Origin of the sequence: Nocardia exalbida NBRC 100660 (assembly GCF_000308575.1) — a bacterium.
Classification (GTDB): domain Bacteria; phylum Actinomycetota; class Actinomycetes; order Mycobacteriales; family Mycobacteriaceae; genus Nocardia; species Nocardia exalbida.
In genome coordinates this window covers 93,726-115,490 of record NZ_BAFZ01000099.1, presented here as the reverse complement: position 1 = coordinate 115,490, position 21,765 = coordinate 93,726, and the positions used below count along the sequence as shown (strand labels likewise).

Below are 21,765 nucleotides of genomic sequence, written 5' to 3'. Positions count from 1 at the left end.
TTCAGGAGTGCTGGGCCAAGTAGTCCAGGTAGACCGGCCGCAACACCTCGGCGACCGCGCCGTCACCCGCGTGGACGTAGTCGTCGAGCATGGGCAGCACGTACTTGATGTCCGCCTCGCTCTCGCCGACATTGCCCGCGGCGGCTTCCGCCGCCGGGATCGACGTGAGCAACCGCCACAGGAACTTCACATCACCGCGTCGCACGGCGAGCTTCATCGCGCGGTCGTGCAGCTCCTTCGACGACAGCTTCTCCAAATCCTCGTTACCGGACATACCAGCGACTCTATCCGTCGAATCGGCCGACAGCGACGGCGTGGCGAATCCCGTAGCCGCTCGGACCCCGTGCTGCGATCACTGCTATGACCCCGCAACCGCAGCCCGGTTTCCGCGTCAAGCGCGTCTACGACAGCCCCGACCCGGACGACGGCGCCCGGGTGCTGGTCGATCGGCTCTGGCCGAGGGGTATCACCAAAGCGCAAGCGCGGGTCGATCGCTGGCCCAAGGACCTCACCCCCTCCACCGAGTTGCGGCGCTGGTTCCACGCCGACCGGGACGCGCGAGGCGCGGAATTCGCCCACCGCTACCGTGCCGAACTCGCCGCGCCGGAAGTTCAGCAAGATTTGCGGGATTTGCGGGACCTGGCCGCCGAAGGTCCGGTCACATTGCTCACAGCCGTACAGGATCCGGCGCACAGCCATGTTCCGGTGCTGCTGGACATGCTGCGGTGAATAGCCGCGACGTGCCGGTTTACGACAAGTTCACGGACACGCCTCCCGGTCCCCGAGCGCGGACATGGTAATCGGAGGTAGCGTCGGGTGTGCGGGCCGCGGCGGTGTGGCTCGTACGGGAGGTCCTGACCGTGACTGAGCTACTCAGTACGAGGGGGCCGGGACCCGGCCCTCGTGGCACCTGACGGCAACGTCGGGTCCATCAGGACGGACCGGTCCAGCGAGATCGTTCGTGCGACTGCCGCGCGAACACAGAGGAGCCCACCGTGACTGCTGCACGCTCCGTTTCCGCTCCCTCGGCGAACTCCAGCTCCGCGAAAGGCGGAGCCGCCGCGAAGGGGGCCCGCCCCTCGCAATCAGCCGGCACAACCTTCGTCGTCGACACGTCCGTCCTGCTGTCGGATCCTTGGTCCTTCACGCGGTTCGGCGAACACGACGTGGTATTACCCCTGGTGGTCATCAGTGAACTCGAAGCCAAAAGGCACCATCACGAACTGGGCTGGTTCGCGCGAGAAGCCCTGCGCAATCTGGACGATCTGCGCCTGCAGTACGGCAGGCTCGATCAGCAGGTGCCGATCGGCACCGAGGGCGGCACGTTGCAGGTGGAACTGAACCACACCGATCCCGCGGTCCTTCCGGTCGGCTTCCGCACCGACACCAACGACTCCCGGATCCTGGCCTGTGCGCTCAACCTCGCGGCCGAGGGCCGCGAAGTGGTGTTGGTGTCCAAGGACATCCCGCTGCGGGTGAAGGCCAGTGCGGTGGGCTTGCACGCCGACGAGTACCACGCCCAGGACGTGGTGACCTCCGGCTGGTCCGGCATGGTGGAACTCGATGTCAGCACCGCGCGCATCGATCAGCTCTACGCCGAATCGGTGATCGATCTGGACGAAGCGCGAGAGCTGCCCTGCCACACCGGCGTTCGGTTGCTCGGCGTCAGCTCCAGTGCGCTGGGCCGGGTCACGCCGGACAAGCGGGTGCAGCTGGTGCGCGAACGCGAGGCGTTCGGGTTGCACGGCCGTTCGGCCGAGCAGCGCATCGCGCTCGACCTGCTGCTGGACGAGAGCGTCGGCATCGTCTCGCTGGGTGGCCGAGCGGGTACCGGCAAGTCGGCGCTGGCGTTGACCGCGGGCCTGGAGGCGGTGCTGGAACGGCGGACGCAGCGCAAGGTGGTCGTCTTCCGTCCGCTCTACGCGGTGGGCGGCCAGGAGCTGGGCTATCTGCCCGGCACCGAGAGCGAGAAGATGGGCCCCTGGGCCCAAGCGGTCTTCGACACGCTCGACGGGCTGGCCAGCCGCGAGGTGATGGAGGAGGTGCTCAGCCGGGACATGCTGGAGGTGTTGCCGCTGACCCACATTCGCGGGCGGTCGCTGCACGACTCCTTCGTGATCGTGGACGAGGCCCAGTCACTGGAGCGGAACGTGCTGCTCACGGTGCTCAGCCGCCTGGGAACCGGCTCGCGGGTGGTGCTCACCCACGACGTGGCCCAGCGCGACAACCTGCGGGTCGGCAGGCACGACGGTGTCGCGGCGGTGGTCGAGAAGCTGAAAGGTCACCCGCTTTTCGCGCACATCACGCTGACCCGTAGCGAGCGCTCGCCGATCGCGGCGCTGGTCACCGAGATGCTGGAGGAGTACGGCCCGAACGCCTGATCCCGCAGGGCCCTCTCGCGCTGTGTTTCACGGCATATCCGGTGGGTATCATCCGCCGCGATAGCTGTTCGGTATGACCCGGTGACCGGCTGTCGGTCACCGGGTCATCGCCTGACAATCGGCCGAGGCTATGCGCGGCGTCGTCACGGAGTCCGTGGTGTGCCGGTAGCCCACAGCGAGAGGATGGACATGCACCACTTCGCTCGACGAACGGCTGGATTCACCGCAGTGCTCGCCGCGGCAGGGCTGGTCTTGGCCGGTTGCGGCGATGATGACAACGACAAAGGCGACAGCGCCAAGACCGGTATGGCCAGCATGACCGGAATGGTCACCTCCGCTCTGAGTCCCGGCACCAGCGCCGGGGCCACCACCACACGCGCGCAAGAGGGCGCGACGACCACCACGGGCACGGCCGCGGCCGAGGGAACCAAGATCCCCACACCCGGCGGTGAGATCAGCGTCGAAGGCGACATCTACAAGAAGTACGCGCAGCTCGGCGGCCCCACCGGCACGCTGGGCCTCCCGCTGGAAGCCGAGGAGAAGGCCCCCGAGGACGGGGAGTACCAGGACTTCGTGGGCGGCACGATCTACGAGGCCAAGGACGGCGAACCGCACATCGTCTGGGGCGAGATCCGCAAGGCGTGGGAAGACAACGGCGGCGCGCAGGGCAAGCTCGGTTACCCGGTCAGCGACGAGAAGGACATTCCCGGCGGCAAGCAGAGCGATTTCACCGGCGGCACCATCACCTGGGTGGACGGTACTATCACGGTCACGCCGAAGTCGTAACCTGGGTATTCGGCGTCCGGGATCGCGGTGCGGTCCCGGTTGCCCGCCAATCCATCCATCCGCCCCCGCCACGCGGGCCAAGCCGCTAGGTTATCTCGGTGCAAACTCTCCTGACCGATCGCGAATTGCTCGAATCGCTCGCGGTGGACGTAGAACTGCTGCTGCGTAAGCACATCGATGTCGCCGACGGGTGGCAGCCACACGACCTCGTCCCGTGGGACGACGGCCGCAACTTCGCCTTCCTCGGCGGTACCGACTGGGCGCCGGAGCAGTCCGAGCTCAGCGAAACCGCCAAGCTGGCGCTGACCGTCTCGGTGCTCATCGCCGACAACCTGCCCTCCTACCACCGGGAGATCGGCAAGTACCTGCGCACCGGCGCGTGGTGGCGCTGGGTCGGCCGCTGGACGGCCGAGGAGAACCGCCACGAGATCACCATCCGCAACTACCTCATGGTGACCAGGGCCGTCGACCCGGTCGAACTGGAGCGGTTGCGCATGGATCACATGACCAAGGGCTTCCGCCGCCCGGCGATGCACTTGCTCGACGTGCTGGCGAACTGCGCGTTCGAGGAGGCCGCCAGCGCGGTCCGGCATCGCAACACCGCGGCGCTCGGCGAGAACCCCCTGGTCACCGCCATCGCCGAGCGCATCGCGCTGGACGACGAACTGCAATCGGTGTTCTTCGCCGACCTGGTCGCCGCCGCCCTGGATCTGGCGCCCGACCAGACCGTGCGGGCCATCGCCGACCGGGTCGCCGGTTTCGAGGTCCCCACGGTGGCGCTGCCGAACGGCCGCAGCAGCGACGAGGTGCTCGCCGAGGCGGGTGTCTACGACCGCGCCAAGGAGGACGAGCTGGTCTTCGCGCCGTTGCTGCGGCGGTGGAATATCTTCACCCGCACCGACTTGGGCCCGGACGGCGAGCTGGCGCGCGAGGAACTCTCGCGCCTGCGCGACTGACCCGTCGTCGTCGGATCACGGGCGCTTCCTTCCGCGTCTCGCGGTCGGGTCGCCTGGTCAGAGTTCGAAACGTTTCAGTCGAACGCCACCTCGGCAAACCCCCGGTTTCCGAGGTGGCGTTCGTGTCCGCGCCGGCGCGGCGACCGGGCCGGTTCTGTCAGTCCTGTTCTTTCACCTTCGCCATGGCCAGCACGTCGAGGCGGCGGTCGAGTTCCTCCTCGGTCAGCTTCTCGTCCAGCAAGCCGCGATCGATGACGGTCTGGCGAATGGTCTTCTTCTCGCGCAGCGCTTCCTTCGCGACCGCGGCCGCCTCCTCGTAGCCGATCGCGGAGTTCAGCGGCGTGACGATCGAGGGGGAGGACTCCGCGAGCATGCGCAGGTGCTCGACATTGGCGACCAGGCCGCGCACGCACTTGTCCGCGAACAGGCGGGCGACGTTGGCCAGCAGGCGAATCGACTCCAGCAAGTTGCGCGCCATCACCGGGATGTACACGTTCAGTTCGAACGCGCCGTTCGCGCCGGCGAAGGCGACCGCGGCATCGTTGCCGATCACCTGCGCGCCGACCTGGGTCACCGCCTCGGGGAGCACCGGGTTGACCTTGCCGGGCATGATCGAGCTGCCCGGTTGCAGATCCGGCAGTTGGAGTTCGGCCAGTCCGGTGAGCGGGCCCGAACCCATCCAGCGGATGTCGTTGGCGATCTTGGTCAGGCTCACCGCGATCGTGCGGAGCGCGCCGGATGCCTCGACCAGCGCGTCGCGCGCGGCCTGCGCCTCGAAATGGTCCTCGGCCTCGCGCAACGCGTCGATGCCGGTGGTGCGTACGAGTTCCGCGACGACCTTCGCGCCGAAGCCCTCCGGCGCGTTCAGTCCGGTGCCGACCGCCGTTCCGCCGATCGGCAGTTCGCCGAGCCGCGGCAGCGTCGCCATGATGCGGTCGATGCCCGCCGCGACCTGGCGGGTGTAGCCGCCGAACTCCTGGCCGAGGGTCACCGGTACGGCGTCCATCAGGTGCGTGCGACCGGACTTCACCACGGTGCGCCACTCCGCCGACTTGTCCAGCAGCGCCAGCCGCAGATGCTCCAGCGCGGGAACCAGGTCGGTGATGACCGCTTCGGTGGCGGCGAGATGCGTTGCGGTGGGGAAGGTGTCGTTGGACGACTGGGACATGTTCACGTCGTCGTTCGGGTGGACGGTCACGCCGTTGGCCTTGGCCAGCGAGGCGATCACCTCGTTGGCGTTCATGTTCGAGCTGGTACCGGAGCCGGTTTGGAAGACGTCGATCGGGAACTGGTCGTCGTGCCTGCCCTCGGCGATCTCGTTCGCCGCGGCGATGATCGCATCGGCCTTCGCGGGATCGAGCAGACCAAGGTCACGGTTCACCGCGGCACACGCGGCCTTCAGCAGGCCGAGCGCGCGAATCTGCGCCCGCTCCAAGCCGCGTCCGCTGATCGGGAAGTTCTCCACGGCCCGCTGGGTCTGCGCCCGCCACAAAGCGTCCACCGGAACCCGGACCTCGCCCATGGTGTCGTGCTCGATGCGGTACTGCGTCTCCTCGCTCATGATCCCGACCCTATGCCGCGGCCGCTGCCCATGGGGCAGCCACGCCTGAGGTCATTCGCACACCTCGCCCGACCCGCCGCGGGGAATACGACTGATCACCCGCGGAGCGCCAAGCCTGTGTCAGGCAGCGAGGGGAAGCAACGGCGAGCAGCCGCGATGTCCGCGAGGTGGTGGCCGTCGGCGGCTGCTCGACCTAGTGCTGTTCGCGTGCCCAGGGTGCCGCGGCCTCCGCGCCGCGCAGGACCACTGACCTCAACTCCCGGTTTCGAGCGAAGCGAGACCGAGCATGTTCCGTTCGCGGCCCGGCTCGCGTTTGCGTGGCCACCGCGTCCGCGACGAAGTCGCCAGCGGTGGTCACGCAAACGCGAGCCTCAAAGGGGCCGCGAACACGCCGCGACGAAGTCGCGGCCGAATATCACGGCAGCGGCGGGACCGCGTGCTCGTCGCCGATGAAATCGACCGAGGAGTATTCGCGCAGCTTGGTCAGGCGGTGGTAGGCGTCGATCATGCGGACCGTGCCGGACTTCGAGCGCATGACGATCGACTGGGTGGAGGCGCCGCCGCCGTAGTAGCGCACGCCGCGCAGCAGGTCGCCGTCGGTGACGCCGGTGGCGCAGAAGAAGACGTTCTCACCGGAGACGAGGTCCTCGGTGGTGAGCACACGGTCGAGGTCGTGGCCCGCGTCGATGGCTTTCTGCCGCTCCTCGTCGTCCTTCGGCGCGAGCATGCCCTGCAATTCACCGCCCATACAGCGGATCGCGGCGGCGGCGATGATGCCCTCGGGCGTGCCGCCGATGCCGACCAGGATGTCGGTGCCGGATTCCGGGCGGGCGGCCGCGATCGCGCCCGCGACGTCGCCGTCGGAGATCAGGCGGATGCGGGCGCCCGCGTCACGCACCTGCTGGATCAGCTCGGCGTGCCGGGGACGGTCCAGGATGCAGACGGTGAGGTCGGACTTCGAGGAGTTCTTGGCCCTGGCGACCCGGCTGATGTTCTCGCCGATCGGGGCCGAGATATCGATCACATCGGCCGCGTCGGGCCCGACGGCGATCTTGTGCATGTAGAACACGGCGGACGGATCGAACATGGCGCCGCGCTCGGCCACCGCGAGCACCGAGATCGCGCCGGGCACGCCCTTGGACATCAGCGTGGTGCCGTCGATCGGATCCACCGCGAAGTCCACGTCGGGGCCGGTGCCGTCGCCGACGGCCTCGCCGTTGTACAGCATGGGCGCCTCGTCCTTCTCGCCCTCGCCGATGACGACGATGCCGCGCATGGACACCGAGCTGACCAGCTGCCGCATGGCGTCGACGGCGGCGCCGTCGCCCCCCTCCTTGTCGCCGCGTCCGACCCACCGGCCCGCGGCCATCGCCCCGGCTTCGGTCACGCGGACCAGCTCGAGTGCGAGGTTGCGGTCGGGCGCCTCGCGGCGGCTAGGTGTGGGAGAAGTTGCCGTCATTGCGGGGTGCCTCCTGTGCGTCGGTACGTACCGGTCAATTGTCTCATTCGATGTGGCACGGGCGTACACCCCTGCTCGGCGGCGTCGGGGTGCGCGAGGCGGCGTCGCCGTCCGAGTGGATACTGGGAGCGTGTCGTACCAAAAGCCACGCATCCTGAACGACTACCGGGATCTGTTCTGGTCGCTGATCCCGTTGGTGTTGATCGCGCTGGTTTTCGCGGGCCTGGCCAGCCAGTGCAGTTTCGCGGCGAACGGTCCGACGCAGGGGCAGATCCCGCACTTCGACGCGCGGGCGGCGCTCACCGCCGACGCTCGATCCCTGCCGTTCCCGATCCGCAACCCGGACCTGCCCGCGGAATGGACGCCGAATTCCGGCAGCCGCGAGTCGATCGGCGGCAATGGCGGCGGACCGGTCAGCACGGTCGGCTACATCACGCCGCAGGGCACCTACATGCGTTTCAGCCAGAGCAACGCCACCGAGGAGGCGCTGGCCCGGTTCGTGCTCGGGTCCCGGTACGCCAGCGGTACCGAGCAGGTCGGCGCGCAGAAGTGGATCGTCTACGCCGAGCAGGGCTCGGAGACCGCGTGGATCACCGACCTCGGCCAGTCCCGCGTGCTGATCACCGGCGCGGGCAACCAGGCGGCGTTCACCACGCTCGCCCAGGCGATCGCCGCGGCGCAACCACTGAAGCCCTGAAACACGCTTGCCTTCCGCCGTGCGCGCCCGTTAAGTTCGCCGTGGTGCGAGACACGTGCCGAACCGGATCTCGGAGGTCGATGAATATGGCTGCCCCCAGCTGTATTCCGCATGCCCTTCGCCGGTTCGCGCGCCCCTGATTCTTTCGCAGACGCGAACCGGTCTCTTCTCGATGACCAGGAGTGTCACGTGTCTGTTTTCCTTTCCTCCGATCTGCTCACCGAACGCCTGATCCTGCGGTTGTGGACCGCAGATGCGGCGGCCGCCGTGCTCGACGACCAGCGTCGGGCCGCGTGGGCGGCGGATTTCCCGGCCGAGGGTGATCGCGTCATCGCCGGCCTGCTCGCCGAGCATGCGGACTGGCTCGGATCCTTCGGGCACCGGCTGATCGTCGAACGATCGAGTGGGCTCGTCGTCGGATCGATCGGGCTGTTCTGGCCGCCCGCCGACGGTGAGCTGGAGATCGGGTACGGCATCGTCGGCTCGCGGCGCGGTCGTGGTTACGCGACCGAGGCCACCGCCGCGCTGACCGCGCACGCGTTCACCGCGCCGGGCGTCCGCGTGGTGCGCGCCGACGTGGAGTTGTCCAATCCGCCGTCGGTGCGTGTGCTGGAGAAAGCCGGGTTCGAGCAGGTGAGCAGCGCTGACGGCGTCGCCCGGTTCCGGGTAGCGGCCGGGTAAGCGCGGTGCACGGGACCGTCGTCAGCGGTGGCTCACCACGTTGACGATGGTCCCGCTCGGGTCGCGGACGAAGAAGCGGCGCACGCCCCACGGCTCGTCGCGCAGGGGGTAGACGATGTCGGCGCCCGCGGCGAGCACCTCGGCGTGTACGGCGTCGACGTCGTCGACCTCCACGCTCATGTCGGGCTGGAGCCGCTCGGCGTCGGGACCTACCAGCAGGACCTGGGCGGTCGGGTTGGACGGTGAGGCCATGGTCACCACCCAGCCCAGGTCCATCGCCTCCTGGAAGCCGAGCAGCCGGTAGAAATCCCGGCTGGCGGCCAGGTCGGTGGTGCGGATGTCGGGCGTGGCGCGGCGGATGGTCATTCCTGCCGCTCCAGGTCGGTGCGGTGCAGCGCGTCCTCGACGCGCTTGCGCGCGCCCGCCAGGTGCTCTTCGCAGCGGGTGGCCAGCGCCTCGCCGCGTTCCCACAGGGCCAGGGATTCGTCCAGGTCGAGGCCGCCCTGTTCGAGGATCTTCACGACGTTGACGAGTTCGTCCCGGGCGCGTTCGTAACCGAAACCGGCGATCTCGGCCGCGTCGTCGGCCGGATCGGCTCCCGTCCCGTTCTTGCCCGTGGACTTGCCGGACTCGGCCAAGGTCAGTTCCTCCCTGTGTCGGTGTGCTTCGCGCCGAGCGCCTGGGCGCCGAGCGCGGCGGCCGTGACGGCCCCGTCGGCCACCCGGATGCGCAACTGGCTGCCCGCGGGCGCGTCCTCGATCGAGCGCACCACCTCCCGTTCCCGGCCGGTGACGCGCTGTACGACAGCGTAGCCACGGGCCAGCGTCGCGGCCGGGCCGACAGCGGTGAGTTTCTCGCGCAGGTGCCGGGTGGCCGTGGATTCGGTGCGGATCAGCTGTTCGGCCGAGCGGTGCGCGGCCGTGCGGAGGCGTTCGACCTCTTCCTGACGGCGATCGATTTCGCGCAGCGGGTCGGCCAGCACGGGCCGCGACCGCAGTTGGGCGAGCGCCCTGGTCTCCCGGTCCACCCAGCCGCGTAGCGCGGCGGCGGTGCGCTCGCGCAGCTCGCGGATGCAGGCCAGTTCGGCGGCGGCGTCGGGGACGATCCGCTTGGCGGCATCGGTCGGGGTGGCCGCGCGCAGATCGGCGACCAGATCGCTGAGCGGGTTGTCCGGCTCGTGGCCGATCGCGCTCACGATCGGCGTGGTGGCGGCCACGATGGCGCGGCACAGCGCCTCGTCGGAGAACGGCAGCAGGTCTTCCACGCTGCCGCCGCCGCGCGCCAGCACGATCACCTCGACGGCGGGATGCCGGTCCAGTTCGGCCAGCGCCGTGAGCATCTGCGCGACCGCGGTGGGTCCTTGCACGGCTGTGTTGCGGATTTCGAAACGTACCGCGGGCCAACGGTTGCGGGCGACGCTCAGCACGTCGCGCTCCGCGGCGCTCGCGCGGCCGGTGATGAGGCCGATCGTCCCGGGCAGGAACGGGATCGGGCGCTTGAGCCGGGGATCGAACAGGCCCTCGGCGGCCAGCAGCGCCTTCAGCCGTTCGATGCGGGCCAGCAGCTCGCCGATGCCGACCGGCCGAATCTCCGCGACGCGCAACGAGATCGTGCCGCGCCCGGTGAAGAACGAGAGCTTGCCGTAGACGACCACCCGGCTGCCCTCTTGCAGGGGGATGGGGGAATTGCGAATGAGGTCCGGATCGCAGGTCACCGACAGCGACATGTCGGCGGACGGGTCCCGCAGCACCAGGAACGCGGTGCGGGTGCCCGGCCGGAGGTTCATCTGGGTGATCTGGCCCTCCACCCAGATGCTGCCGAGCCGGTCGATCCACTGGGCGACCTTCATGGAAACCGAACGCACCGGCCAGGGGTGTTCGGCGGAGTTGGCCGGTGCGGCGGCGGGCCCGCCGGAGGTCTCCCGGCTTGCCGTCGGCGACGAAGGAGTCCGGGGTTCGGTCACTGGGCCTGCACAGTGGCGATCCGGTTCGTGAGCATGGTCACGAACGGCGCCCTGGCGCGGGTGCGCTGCTCGTACTCCAGCAGCGCGGTGAGGTCTTCGATCGTCAGCAGGCGCAGCCGGGCGCGCAGCTGGGCCAGGGTCATGTTGACGTAGTCGTAGCGGACGGCGACCTCCGGTTCGGCGATCTCGGGCGCTTCCGCGGCGGGCTCGGGATCGGTTTCCGAGTCGCCCGGCTCCGGTTCTCCCGTCGGCTCCTCGGCGATCCGCGTCACCGAGGCGACATGGCCGTTGGTCGCTTCGGCGCGGGTGTCGTCGGCGGAGAAGGACTCGCTCGCGCGGAACGGTTCGGGATCGTCGGCGGTGAAGAGATCGAATCGACTGCCGCGATGCGCGGTGGGGCTCGGGTCGTCGGTGAGGTCCTCGTCGAAGGTGGCCCACTCCGGCTGCTCGACCGGGTGGTTGGACAGCCGGTCGAACACCGTGTCGCCCTTCAGGGCCAGGCTGGTGACGAACTGCTGGACGTGCATCGTCGTCTGCAGTACCTGACTGATGGCCGTGATCGGGAAATTCATTGCCGCCGTGGGTAGCCGGCGGGATTCCTCGAGGGCGTATACGGCTGCGCCGGCGGCGACGCGGGCCAGAAAGGGTGGTCGAAACATGGTCCTAGCCTGCCCGAAATGGTGTGTTATGCAAAGGAGGGGCGCGCCCGGTTCCGATATTCGCCGGTTGCGGCGTCCGGCCGATCGGCGGGAATTGCGCGGCGCTGTGCTCATAATGCGGAGAATAAACGCAGGTCCCGGCGGGAGTGTCCGAGACATTCGGCGCGGCGGGTCGGCAACTCGGCCGCGGCGGGCTCTCCGCCCCAGTTCGCGGCCCGTACGCACCGGCTCCGGCGCGGATGTGACGGGCAACTCCCGGACGTGGCGTGGTCGCGGTCCGCACGTATCCTGTGGGCATGTCTTCGGCCATTCCCTTGAACGTCGGAATCGCGCGCTCGGCAGGCGTCGGAAACGCCCTTGCCGACGGCGGAAAACGCGTGCTGCTCGCGGAACCACGCGGGTACTGCGCCGGCGTGGACCGCGCGGTCGAAACCGTCGAGAAGGCGCTGGACAAGCACGGCGCGCCGATCTACGTGCGTAAGGAGATCGTGCACAACCGCCACGTGGTGGAGACGCTGCGCGACCGCGGCGTGATCTTCGTCGACGAGACCGACCAGGTCCCCGAGGGCGCGGTCGTGGTGTTCTCCGCGCACGGCGTGTCGCCCGCGGTGCACGCTTCGGCCGCCGCGCGCAGTCTGCACACCATCGACGCCACCTGTCCGCTGGTCACCAAGGTGCACCAGGAGGCGAAGCGCTTCGCCCGCGACGACTACGACATCCTGCTGATCGGTCACGAGGGCCACGAGGAGGTCGAGGGCACCGCGGGTGAGGCGCCCGAGCACGTCCAGCTGGTCGACGGGCCCGGCGCGGTGGACAACGTCAACGTGCGCGACGAGTCGAAGGTGATCTGGCTCTCGCAGACCACGTTGAGCGTGGACGAGACGATGGAGACGGTGCAGCGGCTGCGCGAGCGCTTCCCCGCGCTGCAGGACCCGCCGAGCGACGATATCTGCTACGCCACGCAGAACCGCCAGGTCGCGGTGAAGGCGATGGCGCCGGAATGCGACTTGGTGATCGTGGTCGGCTCGCGCAATTCGTCGAACTCGGTGCGCCTGGTGGAGGTGGCGCTCGGTGCGGGCGCCAAGGCCGCGTACCTGGTGGACTTCGCTCGTGAGGTCGACCCGGCCTGGCTCGACGGCGTTCGCACGATCGGCATCACCTCGGGGGCATCGGTGCCCGAGATCCTGGTCCGCGGCGTGCTGGACATGCTGGCCGAGCACGGCTACGGCGAGGTCCAGCCGGTCACCACGGCCAACGAGACCCTCGTCTTCTCCCTGCCCCGCGAACTGCGCGACGCCCGTCGCTGACGCCGGTCCGCGCCCGACAGGGCCGACTCCGGTCCGCGCGCCTCGGTTCTCGCGTGCATGCGGGATGAGCAACACCTCCGATACCGAGCCGCGTCGTGGTGGGGTCGTCACGCCCGCAGGCGCAGTGGCCGCGCCGCCTTGCCCGAGCGGACCGGCTACAGGTTCTCCGGCCTGCGCCGTTCCGGGCGGCCCGAATCACGTTCGCGGTAGCGCACATTGGGCTGGGGATGCGGGGGCATATCGCGGCGACGGCCCGCGCCGCGCGGTGGCTCTCCTTCGGGCCGCGGCACGGCCCCGGCCGGGCGGGTAGCGCCCCTGGCGGGCGCCCGTCCTTCCCGCGGGCGAGCGGGTGCGACGCGCGGCGGGGTATCGGCGACCTGCGCCGCTGGTCGGCGGGCCGGCCGTGGGGTGGACTCGTCCGAGCCCTCCGCCTCGGGTTCGGCGGGCTCCGCCTTCGGACGGCGGGTTTTGCGGCGTGACGAGTCCGCGAGACCGCGGGACGGACGGCCGGGCTTGTTCTTCGCAGGCGCCTTGCCCCAGCCCGCGCCGCGGCGGGTCGACGGCGGACGAGTGGACTCCTCTTCGCGGCGGTGCAGATAGATCCGCGCGCCACCGATCAGCAGGACGACCACCGTGGCGAGCATCATGGTGGGGAACCGGTTCACCAGCGGGATCGCCAGGTTCAGCAGGATGTCCTTCAGCGAGGTCGAGCCACGGCCGGTGAGCTGCTGATAGGCCAGCGGCACGGCGACGAACAGCAGCAGCGGCGGCAGCACCATCGTGCTGAACAAGCCGCGATAGCGGACGGCGGCGACCGCCGCCACACACCCGAGGATGTACAGCGCGGCGAACGTGCCGGTCAGCTCGTTATTGCCGCCGCCGGCATCGATCAGGAACCCCAGAAACGTGCAGGCAACCGCGATCAGGATCGCCGCGCCGACCGGGATCCCCGGCACCGACGGCAGGATCGAGCGTTGCGGCGCGGGCACCCGGGATCGCACACGTTCGGAAGCAGCCACGACATGCACACTAGTTGCCGCCGCTCGTGGCGGCGTGGCGGCACGGCCATACTCCTGGTTACTCGCCCGCGTCGGCGAAGCCCACCGCGCGGGGCCGGGAATCCACGCGGCCGATGGCGGGCACTTCCTGCTCGGCCATCTCCAGGTCGTGCAGTTTGCGCGCGGTGACCATCACCCGCGACTCCACCGAGGCCACGGTGTAGTTGAAAGCCTCCACCGCCCTGCCGAGTTGCGTACCCAGCCGGTCCAGGTGCTTGCCCGTCATGCCCAGCCGGTGATACAGCTCACGGCCCAACCGCTGCACGGTGGCCATGTCCTTGGACAGCGCCTCCTGCCGCCACCCGAAGGCGATGGTGCGCAGCAACGCGATCAGGGTGGTCGGGGTAGCGAGGATCACGTTGCGACCGAACGCGTACTCCAGCAGCTCCGAGTCGGTGGTCAGGGCCGCGTCCAGGAACGGGTCGCCCGGCACGAACAAGACCACGAATTCCGGCGCGGGATCGAAAGCGGCCCAGTACGCCTTGTCCGACAGCTGATCGACATGCGCGCGCAGATGCTTGGCGTGCCGGGTGAGCAGCTCGGCGCGCACGTCGGGGTCGTCGGTGCCGCAGGCGTCCAGGTAGGCGGCGAACGGCACCTTGGCGTCCACCACGATGTGCCTGCCGCCGGAAAGGCGCACCACCAGGTCCGGTCGCACCGTGCGGTCTCCCTCGTCGCGGCCGGTGCGGGTCACCTGGGTGCCGAAGTCGCAGTGCCTGGTCATCCCGGCCAGCTCGACCACCCGCTCCAGCTGGATCTCGCCCCATCGGCCCCGGACCTGGGGCGCGCGCAGCGCCGCGACCAGCTGCCCCGTCTGCCCGGTGAGCAGGTGCGAGGTGCGCTGCATGTTCGCGACCTGTTCGCGCAGGCCGGAATACGCGGTGAGCCGCTGCCGCTCCACCTGCTGGATGTGCTCGTTCAACGCCCCCACCGCCGCGCGCAGCGGTTCCACCATCGCGCCGACGGCGTGCGAATGCCGCCGCGCGGCATCCTCGTTGGCCGCGGTGAGCGACTGCCGGAGCAGCCGTTCGTTGTCGGCGGCGACCGCGAGCCGCGCTTCCGCCGCCGCGGCGCGCTGCCCGGCCCGTGCGGCGTGGCCCAGCCAGCCCAGGCCGAAACCGGCGGCGAACACCAGCGTCAGTGCGACGAGCATCGGTGCGGTCATAGCGCAGATAGTGCCGTAGGTCACCGACAAGATCGAGCACCCGGCAACTGTTCGGCATCGGGTCGGCCACCGGTTCTGCCAGCGTGTTCCGCGCGTTCGGCGAACCATCCGGAATTCGGCATCCGGAGCCGGGATCCGGGAGGCCATGCGAGATGTGAGGATTCGGCTCGGCGGGCCGACCGGCTCGAACACGTCCGTCCCCTCCGCTGGACACGCCGGGCCCTTGCTGGGCAAACCCGGCGCGGCGGGCGGGGCGATTGAAGTCTGTCGGTGGGTTGCCCTACGGTTTCGCGGCATGCGGATGCTGCACACCTCGGACTGGCACATCGGGCGCACGTTCCATGGGGTCGATCTGCTTGCCGATCAGGCGCGTTCACTGGCCGCCATCGCGGAGCTGGTGGCCGAGGAGTCGGTCGACGTGGTGGTGCTACCGGGGGACGTGTACGACCGGTCGATTCCGAGCGCCGACGCGATCGCGGTGTGCAACCGCGGATTCGAGGCGATCCGGGCCGCGGGGGCGCAGATCGTCGCCACCTCGGGGAATCACGATTCGCCCGCCCGGCTGGGCGCCGGCGCGAGTTTCGCCGCTGCGGGCGGGCTGCATCTGCGTACCACCGTGGCCGACGCCGATCACCCCGTTCTGCTCGAGGACGCGCACGGACCGGTGGCGTTCTACGGCATCCCGTACCTGGAACCGGAGATCACCCGCGCCGAACTCGAAGTGCCGCAAGCGCGTTCGCATGCCGAGATCCTCGACGCGGCCATGGCGCGGGTGCGAGCCGACATCGCCAGACGGCCGGGGGTGCGGACGGTCGTGCTGGCGCACGCCTTCGTGGTCGGCGGGGAATCCACCGGATCGGAGCGCTCGATCTCGGTCGGCGGGGTGGAGACGGTCCCGCTGGCCGCCTTCGACGGCATCGACTACGTGGCGCTCGGCCACCTGCATTCGCCGCAGACGCTCGCCGAGCAGGTCCGCTACTCCGGCTCGCCGCTGCCGTATTCGTTCGGCGAGAACGCGCATCGCAAAGCCGTCTGGATCATCGACCTGGACGCGTCCGGTCTGCACGAGGTGCGCCGCCGGGACCTGCCGACGGTACGGGGCCTGAGCAAACTGACCGGCACCCTGGACGAGCTGCTCAACGGCGCGCAGCACAGCGCGGCCGAACAGCACTACGTATCCGCCGTGCTCACCGACGTCGCCCGCCCGGTCGACGCCATGCGCAAACTGCGCGAACGGTTCCCCTACGCCGTCCACGTCGAATGGGCGCGGCCCGAGGGGAACCCCGAGCTGCGCTACCGTGAGCGGGTGCACGGCCGCCGCGACATCGAAGTAGCCCGCAGCTTCCTCACCGACGTCCGCGGTGTACCCAGCTCGAGCGAGATGAGCTGGCTGGAGCGGGCGCTGTCCGCCGCCGTCGCGGAGCCGGAGCAGGCGGCCGCGGTGGCCGCCGCCGAGGAACTGACCGCATGAGCGTCCTGCCGGAGCCGGGCGTAGGCGCGGCGGGATGAGGCTGCACAAGCTCGAGATGACCGCCTTCGGTCCGTTCGCAGGCACCACGGTCGTCGACTTCGACGCGCTCGGCGCCGACGGCTTGTTCCTGCTGCACGGTCAGACCGGCGCGGGCAAGACCACGGTGCTGGACGCCATCGCGTTCGCGCTCTACGGCAGGGTCCCCGGCGCACGCGGCGAGAGCAAGCGGCTGCACTCCGATCACGCCCCGGAGCAGACACCACCGCAAGTGGTCTTGGAGGCGACCTTGGGTGGGCGGCGAGTTCGCCTGACCCGCAGCCCGGAGTTCCAGCGTGCGAAGCGCGACGGTACCGGCACGCGCACCATCAACCCGAAGGCGACGCTGACCTGGCTGGACGGCCGCGGGGAGAACCTGTCCCGGATACCGGATATCGGCGAGGAGGTGCTGCGCCTGCTCGGCATGAGCGCCGACCAGTTCTTCCAGGTGGTGCTGTTGCCGCAGGGCGATTTCGCCCGCTTCCTGCGCGCGGAGAACGAAGATCGCGAGAAACTGCTCGAAAAGCTCTTCGACACCGGACGTTTCGGCACCGCGGAGCAGTGGCTCGCCGACAAGCGCCGCGCCGCCGAAGCGGACCTGGACGCTCGCGCGGACGGCGTCAAGCGGCTGATCACGCAAGTGGGTATGGCGGCCGGAGTGGCGGATTCGGTCGGTCCGGCCGAGTGCGTCGGATGGTCGCAGGACCTGCTGGCCACGGCACGCGCCGATCTCGCCGCCGCCGTCGCGGAGGTGCAACGCTGCCAACAAGATTCGGCGCGCGTCCGGGAGCAGGCCGAACAGGCGCGCCGACTGCGCGAGCTGCGTCGCCGCCTGAGCGTGGCGCGCGCCCAGCTGGACGACTATGCCGCGGGCACCGCCCGGCGGGCCGAGCTGCAAGCCGAACTCGCCCTCGCCCGCCGGGCCGAGCCGGTCGCGGCCGCTATCGACGAAGCGCGTTCGGCGGTGCAAACCCAGCGCAGGCGCGACGGCGAAAAGCAGGCCGCGGCCCAGCGACTCGCGGCCAGGCTGCGGGAACCGGAGAGCGCCGAACTCGGTGGCGCCGAACTGGTCGATCCCGACGGCGAGCAGGTCCGGGACGATGCCGACATCGACGCGGCGATCCAGCGCTGGAGCGCGCAGATCGGCGCGCTGGACGAGGTGCGGACCGATGCCGCCACCGCAACCAGGCTCGATGGTGAACTCGCCACGCTGCGCACCGAGGACGCGACGCTGGCCCGGCGCGTCACCGAACTCGCCACGCGGCGTGACGAACTGCCCGCCGCGCTCACCGCGGCCGAGGCCCGGCTGCGTGAGGCCACCGAAGCGGCCGCGGCCCTGCCCGGCATCACCGCGGAGACCGAGCGGCTACAGACCGCCGCGACGGCCGCGGTCGAGCTGGCGGCCCGCCGCACCGCGCTCGATCACGCCCGGATCGAGTTCGACGCCGCCCGCACCGCGCATCTCGACACCAAGGAACGCGTACTGGATCTGCGCGAGCGCAGGCTCAGCGGGATGGCCGCTGAACTGGCCGGCGAATTGGTGGACGGGAGTCCGTGCGCGGTCTGCGGTTCGGCGGAGCATCCCGCACCCGCCCGGCCCACCGACGCCGCGGTGTCCAAGGACGAGGAAGAAGCCGCCGTGGCGGCCGAGCGCGCCGCGGAGGGCACCCGCGACCGCGCGCTGGCCCGCATCACCGGGCTCGAGCGCGAGATCGAAGCGCTCATCGCTCGCGGCGGCGATACCGACCGCGTCGAACTCGCCGCCGCACTGCGCACCGCGACCGACCGCTACGAGGACACCTCGGAACTGGCCGCGAACGCCGATGGGCTGGAAGCCGAACTCACCCGTTTGCGCGACGGCGAGGCCCGCCTGCACGAGGAGTTGCGCGCATCCGAGGCGCGCCGCAGCGCGGTCGCCGCCACCATCGTCTCCGCCGAGGAGCGGCTGGCCGAACTCACCGAACGGCTGCGTACCGCGGCGGGCGCCGACCAGACCATCGAGCGCCGCCGTGCGCGGCTCGCCGCCCTCGTCAGCGAGGCCACCGCGCTGCGCGACGCCCGCGCCGAAGCTGTGGCGGCGCGAGAGCAGGTGTCGGTAATCGCCGACCGGGTCCAGAACCTCGCGCGCGCAGCAGGCTTCGTGCCGGAGGGCGACGACGAGACGGTCCCATCCGGCTCCGCTGGTCTGGATGACCCGCTGGGCCTCGCCGCCGCTGCCGTCACCGCTCGCGACGATGTCGCGCTCTTGACCGCCTACGCGAAGGTCGTCGCCGCCGCGTCCCGCAGCTCGCGGCAGCAGGCCGAGATCGACGCGGAACTCGTGGCCGCCGACCGTGCCCGAGCCGCGGCGGAAGCGGTGCTGGCGGAACCGGAGATCCGGGCGGCAGCGGAGCAGGAGCCCGGCGATCCGGCCGAACTAGACGCGCTCGTGGCGGACGCGCAGACCGCGCTCAACGCGGCGGTGGCCACCCATGCCGAGGCGAGCAGGCGGGCCGGCCAGCTCGAAGACCTCGGCGGCCAGCTCTGGGCCGCCGTGGACCGGATCGCCCCGGCCCAGCGCGCGTTCGATGAACTGGACGGTCTCGCCGACGTGGTCGCCGGGCGCGGGGCGAACAACCGCCGCATGTCCCTGCACTCCTACGTCCTCGCCGCCCGCTTGGAAGAAGTCGCCCAAGCGGGATCGCTGCGGTTGCGTCGGATGTCCGGTGGCCGCTACGAATTCGTCCACTCGGACAAAGCCGGTCCGCGCGGTCGCCGCGGCGGCCTGGGGCTGGACATCCGTGACGATTACACCGGCGCCATCCGCCCGGCCAAGACGCTCTCCGGCGGCGAAACCTTCATGGCCTCGCTGTCGCTGGCGCTCGGCCTGGCCGACACCGTCGCCGCCGAATCCGGTGGCCTCGTGCTGGACACCTTGTTCATCGACGAGGGTTTCGGCGGTCTGGACGCCGACACCCTGGACGCCGTGATGGGCGTGCTGGACGAACTGCGCGCGGGCGGCCGCGTGGTCGGCGTGGTCAGCCACGTGGACGAGATGCGTCAACGCATCCCCAGCCGCCTGCACGTCCTGCGCGGCCGCGCGGGCTCCCACCTGCAAGCGACCATCGCCTGAGCGTGGGCCTCCTCTCCGCGCGGGGTGGATGATCGCCCCCAGCCGATTGCCGGCCCCGATAGGTGCCACTGGGCTACGCGGCCAACCGGCGATCCGTGGGTCTGCTCGCGCGAGTGCTGCGGACGGCAATCGCGGAGGTGGCATGAGCACGGCGTGGTACTCGAATGTCGAGCTGACTACAGGTTTTTGATCCAGGCATCATGTTCGGCCGCGCTGAATGTCCGGCCGTCGCTGCATCCGGGTGCCCAGCGGGCATAGGTGCGCTGGGGATTGACGGTGACCACGTCGGCGACCTCGACCAATTCCGAGGGCACCTCGAATCCGAAGTGCTTGAGGCCAGGCGCGATCACCGCGTCTACGTCCGTACGGCGGATGACGTTCAATAGACGACTCAGGGGGCTGTCGGTCTCGGGCCCGAACACGACCGTCTTGGCAAGCTCGTACCCGAACCGCATTGCAACACTGCGAATCTGGATCTCGTCCCAGGTTTGCGAGACGCCGGAGACGTCCCGGCGCAAGTACCCGATGGCGGTTGGCCGTGGCCTCATTCGTCCACCTCTTTCGCGTGATCGTTTGGCAAGCACCCGGCACCGGGGACGCTGCACCCGATGCCGCGTGCCTGATGAACGGACGTTAGAGCGCCCGGAGTCTCACCGGCTATCAACTTGACACAACTTGACCGAACATTGCTCTACAGGCCCTATAGCCTGTCGAATTGGGGCACCATGGGCTACGGGGGTGCCACACCCGGTCACACTCCTAGACGGGAGCCACGATCATGCGCTTACAGTTCCTCGGCAAGGGCGGCTCAGGGCAAGGCCAGTGCCCGACGTTGTACGCCACGGACCATGACAGCTACCTAGTTCAAGGTTGGGTGACGGATGAGCCCGGCACAGTGGAGATCCCACACTTGCTGCTCGGGTTCGCTGAGCCGGATACGTTCATGGGGGCGACGATGACGGACACCGGTCGGGGCACCTTCGCCCTGTCCGGCCGACCGATCACGGATGCTGAGACGCTGGCGCAACTCGTCCTAGCCGACGATGAGACGGCTATCGAGGTGCCGAAGCGAGAGAGGAAGTTCTACGGTGCGACTGCTGCAAGGGCAAGCATTCTGGGACCTGTTCCGGCAAGCTGAACGCTCGGCGTTCCACCTCGAAACCAGGGACGCCTACGACGTAGACGACGAGAACCCACAACTCGCCCGGTTCCTCGAAGGTCACCGAGACGATGACTATGCATGGTTTCAACCTTGGCTGACCTTGATGCAGGACGCCACGAGTCGGGGTGTAGCAGTCTCACGGGTTCGGGTGGTCACGGTGCCGTTGCCGGACTACCACCGTTGGTTACTGTCCATTACCCCCAAGAACGCCAGCGCGGGGGAAGACATCCGGTACATACCTCGGCATCTCGCCCGGGATCTACCATCGGATGACTGGTGGCTATACGACGATTCGTTGGTCGCGTTCAACGTTGTCGATTCGGCTGGCCGAGGTGCCGGTGTAGCCGTCACCGATGACGCACAGATGCTCGCCTACTGCCGCAGGGTCCGAGAACGACTTTGGGAGGCGGCCACTCCGTACGCCGAGTTCGCACACGCGACGCTGTGACCAACTCGGTTCACCAACAGCGGGAAGCGCTCGGCAAGCGCCTCCGCGAGATCCGGAAAGATGCGGGACTCTCCGGACGCCAGCTCGCCGCTTCGGCGGGCTGGCACGAGTCCAAGGTGTCCAAACTCGAAACCGGGGACCGTACGCCCTCAGAGGCGGATCTACGCGCGTACTGTGCCCACACCGGAACCAAAGACCAGTTAGCCGACCTTGTCGCGACCGTCCGCAACATCGAGTCGGCGTACCTCGAATACAAGCGGCTGTTGCACACCGGAACCAAGCGTCGACAGCAGCAGTCCGTCACACTGGCCGAGCAGACTAAGCTCATGCGGTTCTACGAGCCGGTGTTGATCCCTGGGATTCTGCAGACCGCGGAGTACGCCGAAGCGGTGCTACGCAGGGTGACGGAGTTCTACCGAATACCCAACGACGTGGATGAAGGTGTCTCGAAACGGCTCGAGCAGCAGAAGGTTCTCTACCACGGGGACCATCGATTCCACATCTTGATTGCTGAGCAGTCGTTGTCTACGACCGTGGGCGACGCCGAGGTGATGAGCGGCCAGCTAGACCGGCTTCTAGCCGTTATGGGGTTGCCTCGAATGCTGTTCGGAGTAGTGCCCTCGGATGCCGAATGGCTCACGCCTGCAACCAACTTCGTTATGTTCGATGATCGGATGGTCCTTGTCGAAGCGATCACAGCTGAGCTGAAGATCACGCAGCCACGCGAGATCGCGTTGTACGCGCGTGCCTTCGAAACGCTCGCCGCGCAATCGGTAACCGGCAGGGCTGCCCGTGCGGTAGTCGGGGCCGCACTGGAACGGTGGCGCGGCAAGTCCCCGGCGTGACGGATTGAGGGCCGTCGG

22 protein-coding genes are annotated in these 21,765 nt (G+C 69.3%); 12 read left to right on the top strand and 10 right to left on the bottom strand.

Annotation, left to right across the window (positions count from 1 at the left end):
• Position 1: 1 nt before the first annotated feature.
• Entirely contained in the window at positions 2-274 is a 273-nt protein-coding gene (locus tag ON29_RS23755) for a hypothetical protein (RefSeq protein ID WP_039800723.1), read from the bottom strand.
• A gap of 86 nt (positions 275-360) precedes the next feature.
• On the opposite strand from ON29_RS23755, the gene ON29_RS23750 reads away from it, so the two are divergent.
• The 4 genes from ON29_RS23750 to ON29_RS23735 all read left to right on the top strand — a co-directional run bounded on the left by ON29_RS23750 (position 361) and on the right by ON29_RS23735 (position 4,123).
• Entirely contained in the window at positions 361-729 is a 369-nt protein-coding gene (locus ON29_RS23750; RefSeq protein WP_040869595.1) for a DUF488 domain-containing protein, read from the top strand.
• A gap of 266 nt (positions 730-995) precedes the next feature.
• Positions 996-2,381, top strand: coding sequence for an RNA 5'-3' helicase PhoH2 (phoH2, locus tag ON29_RS23745; protein WP_040869593.1), 1,386 nt, complete (start codon positions 996-998; stop codon positions 2,379-2,381).
• A gap of 189 nt (positions 2,382-2,570) precedes the next feature.
• Entirely contained in the window at positions 2,571-3,167 is a 597-nt protein-coding gene (locus tag ON29_RS23740; protein WP_040869734.1) for an LGFP repeat-containing protein, read from the top strand.
• Between the two features lie 98 nt (positions 3,168-3,265).
• A complete protein-coding gene (locus tag ON29_RS23735) occupies positions 3,266-4,123 on the top strand; it encodes an acyl-ACP desaturase (protein ID WP_040869591.1) in 858 nt (285 codons plus the stop codon).
• Positions 4,124-4,280: 157 nt separating this feature from the next.
• On the opposite strand, the gene ON29_RS23730 is transcribed toward ON29_RS23735, so the two are convergent.
• Both ON29_RS23730 and glpX read right to left on the bottom strand, forming a co-directional pair.
• Positions 4,281-5,684: a class II fumarate hydratase gene (locus ON29_RS23730; protein WP_040869589.1), complete on the bottom strand. Its 1,404-nt coding sequence runs from the start codon at positions 5,682-5,684 to the stop codon at positions 4,281-4,283.
• 415 nt (positions 5,685-6,099) lie between these two features.
• A complete protein-coding gene (gene glpX / locus ON29_RS23725) occupies positions 6,100-7,143 on the bottom strand; it encodes a class II fructose-bisphosphatase (protein ID WP_040869588.1) in 1,044 nt (347 codons plus the stop codon).
• 130 nt (positions 7,144-7,273) lie between these two features.
• On the opposite strand from glpX, the gene ON29_RS23720 reads away from it, so the two are divergent.
• Positions 7,274-7,840 carry a DUF4245 domain-containing protein gene (locus ON29_RS23720; RefSeq protein WP_040869587.1) on the top strand — a complete coding sequence of 189 codons (567 nt, stop codon included), beginning with the start codon at positions 7,274-7,276 and terminating at the stop codon, positions 7,838-7,840.
• Between the two features lie 189 nt (positions 7,841-8,029).
• Complete coding sequence (locus ON29_RS23715; RefSeq protein ID WP_040869585.1) at positions 8,030-8,521, top strand: GNAT family N-acetyltransferase; 492 nt, start codon at positions 8,030-8,032, stop codon at positions 8,519-8,521.
• 21 nt (positions 8,522-8,542) lie between these two features.
• Here ON29_RS23715 and ON29_RS23710 read toward each other — a convergent pair whose 3' ends face one another.
• Genes ON29_RS23710 through ON29_RS23695 form a run of 4 tightly spaced genes read right to left on the bottom strand, consistent with a single transcriptional unit; the run spans position 8,543 to position 11,143 of the window.
• Positions 8,543-8,887, bottom strand: a complete 345-nt coding sequence (locus tag ON29_RS23710; protein ID WP_040869583.1) for a VOC family protein — start codon at positions 8,885-8,887, stop codon at positions 8,543-8,545.
• A complete protein-coding gene (locus ON29_RS23705) occupies positions 8,884-9,159 on the bottom strand; it encodes an exodeoxyribonuclease VII small subunit (protein WP_040869581.1) in 276 nt (91 codons plus the stop codon). The genes ON29_RS23710 and ON29_RS23705 overlap by 4 nt, the downstream gene beginning before the upstream one ends.
• A gap of 2 nt (positions 9,160-9,161) precedes the next feature.
• Entirely contained in the window at positions 9,162-10,484 is a 1,323-nt protein-coding gene (gene xseA, locus ON29_RS23700; RefSeq protein ID WP_083864028.1) for an exodeoxyribonuclease VII large subunit, read from the bottom strand.
• Positions 10,481-11,143: a lipid droplet-associated protein gene (locus ON29_RS23695; RefSeq protein ID WP_040869579.1), complete on the bottom strand. Its 663-nt coding sequence runs from the start codon at positions 11,141-11,143 to the stop codon at positions 10,481-10,483. Before ON29_RS23695 ends, xseA begins: the two co-directional genes overlap by 4 nt.
• Positions 11,144-11,439: 296 nt before the next feature.
• On the opposite strand from ON29_RS23695, the gene ON29_RS23690 reads away from it, so the two are divergent.
• Positions 11,440-12,450, top strand: a complete 1,011-nt coding sequence (locus ON29_RS23690) for a 4-hydroxy-3-methylbut-2-enyl diphosphate reductase (RefSeq protein WP_040869731.1) — start codon at positions 11,440-11,442, stop codon at positions 12,448-12,450.
• 155 nt (positions 12,451-12,605) lie between these two features.
• On the opposite strand, the gene ON29_RS23685 is transcribed toward ON29_RS23690, so the two are convergent.
• Together ON29_RS23685 and ON29_RS23680 are read right to left on the bottom strand one after the other, a co-directional pair.
• Positions 12,606-13,469 carry a DUF6542 domain-containing protein gene (locus ON29_RS23685; RefSeq protein WP_217999278.1) on the bottom strand — a complete coding sequence of 288 codons (864 nt, stop codon included), beginning with the start codon at positions 13,467-13,469 and terminating at the stop codon, positions 12,606-12,608.
• 58 nt (positions 13,470-13,527) lie between these two features.
• The gene (locus ON29_RS23680) at positions 13,528-14,673 is read right to left on the bottom strand and encodes a DNA recombination protein RmuC (protein ID WP_040869577.1); all 1,146 of its coding nucleotides are present in this window, start codon (positions 14,671-14,673) and stop codon (positions 13,528-13,530) included.
• Positions 14,674-14,968: 295 nt separating this feature from the next.
• Here ON29_RS23680 and ON29_RS23675 point away from each other — a divergent pair, with 295 nt between their 5' ends.
• Positions 14,969-16,144, top strand: a complete 1,176-nt coding sequence (locus tag ON29_RS23675; RefSeq protein WP_040869575.1) for an exonuclease SbcCD subunit D — start codon at positions 14,969-14,971, stop codon at positions 16,142-16,144.
• A gap of 34 nt (positions 16,145-16,178) precedes the next feature.
• Positions 16,179-19,292 (top strand): AAA family ATPase, encoded by a 3,114-nt coding sequence (locus ON29_RS23670; protein ID WP_040869573.1) that lies wholly within the window; start codon positions 16,179-16,181, stop codon positions 19,290-19,292.
• Positions 19,293-19,468: 176 nt separating this feature from the next.
• On the opposite strand, the gene ON29_RS23665 is transcribed toward ON29_RS23670, so the two are convergent.
• Positions 19,469-19,840: a hypothetical protein gene (locus ON29_RS23665; RefSeq protein WP_051175524.1), complete on the bottom strand. Its 372-nt coding sequence runs from the start codon at positions 19,838-19,840 to the stop codon at positions 19,469-19,471.
• Positions 19,841-20,166: 326 nt separating this feature from the next.
• Between ON29_RS23665 and ON29_RS36500 the strand changes: the two genes are divergently transcribed.
• The 3 genes from ON29_RS36500 to ON29_RS23650 are packed head-to-tail and all read left to right on the top strand — an operon-like array spanning position 20,167 to position 21,747.
• Positions 20,167-20,430, top strand: a complete 264-nt coding sequence (locus tag ON29_RS36500; RefSeq protein ID WP_245549082.1) for a hypothetical protein — start codon at positions 20,167-20,169, stop codon at positions 20,428-20,430.
• Positions 20,381-20,902, top strand: coding sequence for a DUF6879 family protein (locus tag ON29_RS23655; protein ID WP_040869569.1), 522 nt, complete (start codon positions 20,381-20,383; stop codon positions 20,900-20,902). Before ON29_RS36500 ends, ON29_RS23655 begins: the two co-directional genes overlap by 50 nt.
• Positions 20,899-21,747: a helix-turn-helix domain-containing protein gene (locus ON29_RS23650; RefSeq protein WP_040869567.1), complete on the top strand. Its 849-nt coding sequence runs from the start codon at positions 20,899-20,901 to the stop codon at positions 21,745-21,747. The genes ON29_RS23655 and ON29_RS23650 overlap by 4 nt, the downstream gene beginning before the upstream one ends.
• Positions 21,748-21,765 lie beyond the last annotated feature (18 nt).

Excerpts from the sequence above, each read along its gene's own strand:
- ON29_RS23755 (WP_039800723.1), bottom strand. The coding sequence starts at position 274 with ATGTCCGGTAACGAGGATTTGGAGAAGCTGTCGTCGAAGGAGCTGCAC.
- ON29_RS23750 (WP_040869595.1), top strand. The coding sequence starts at position 361 with ATGACCCCGCAACCGCAGCCCGGTTTCCGCGTCAAGCGCGTCTACGAC.
- ON29_RS23740 (WP_040869734.1), top strand. The coding sequence starts at position 2,571 with ATGCACCACTTCGCTCGACGAACGGCTGGATTCACCGCAGTGCTCGCC.
- ON29_RS23730 (WP_040869589.1), bottom strand. The coding sequence starts at position 5,684 with ATGAGCGAGGAGACGCAGTACCGCATCGAGCACGACACCATGGGCGAG.
- glpX (WP_040869588.1), bottom strand. The coding sequence starts at position 7,143 with ATGACGGCAACTTCTCCCACACCTAGCCGCCGCGAGGCGCCCGACCGC.
- ON29_RS23710 (WP_040869583.1), bottom strand. The coding sequence starts at position 8,887 with ATGACCATCCGCCGCGCCACGCCCGACATCCGCACCACCGACCTGGCC.
- ON29_RS23695 (WP_040869579.1), bottom strand. The coding sequence starts at position 11,143 with ATGTTTCGACCACCCTTTCTGGCCCGCGTCGCCGCCGGCGCAGCCGTA.
- ON29_RS23690 (WP_040869731.1), top strand. The coding sequence starts at position 11,440 with ATGTCTTCGGCCATTCCCTTGAACGTCGGAATCGCGCGCTCGGCAGGC.
- ON29_RS23680 (WP_040869577.1), bottom strand. The coding sequence starts at position 14,673 with ATGACCGCACCGATGCTCGTCGCACTGACGCTGGTGTTCGCCGCCGGT.
- ON29_RS23675 (WP_040869575.1), top strand. The coding sequence starts at position 14,969 with ATGCGGATGCTGCACACCTCGGACTGGCACATCGGGCGCACGTTCCAT.
- ON29_RS23670 (WP_040869573.1), top strand. The coding sequence starts at position 16,179 with ATGAGGCTGCACAAGCTCGAGATGACCGCCTTCGGTCCGTTCGCAGGC.
- ON29_RS23665 (WP_051175524.1), bottom strand. The coding sequence starts at position 19,840 with ATGAGGCCACGGCCAACCGCCATCGGGTACTTGCGCCGGGACGTCTCC.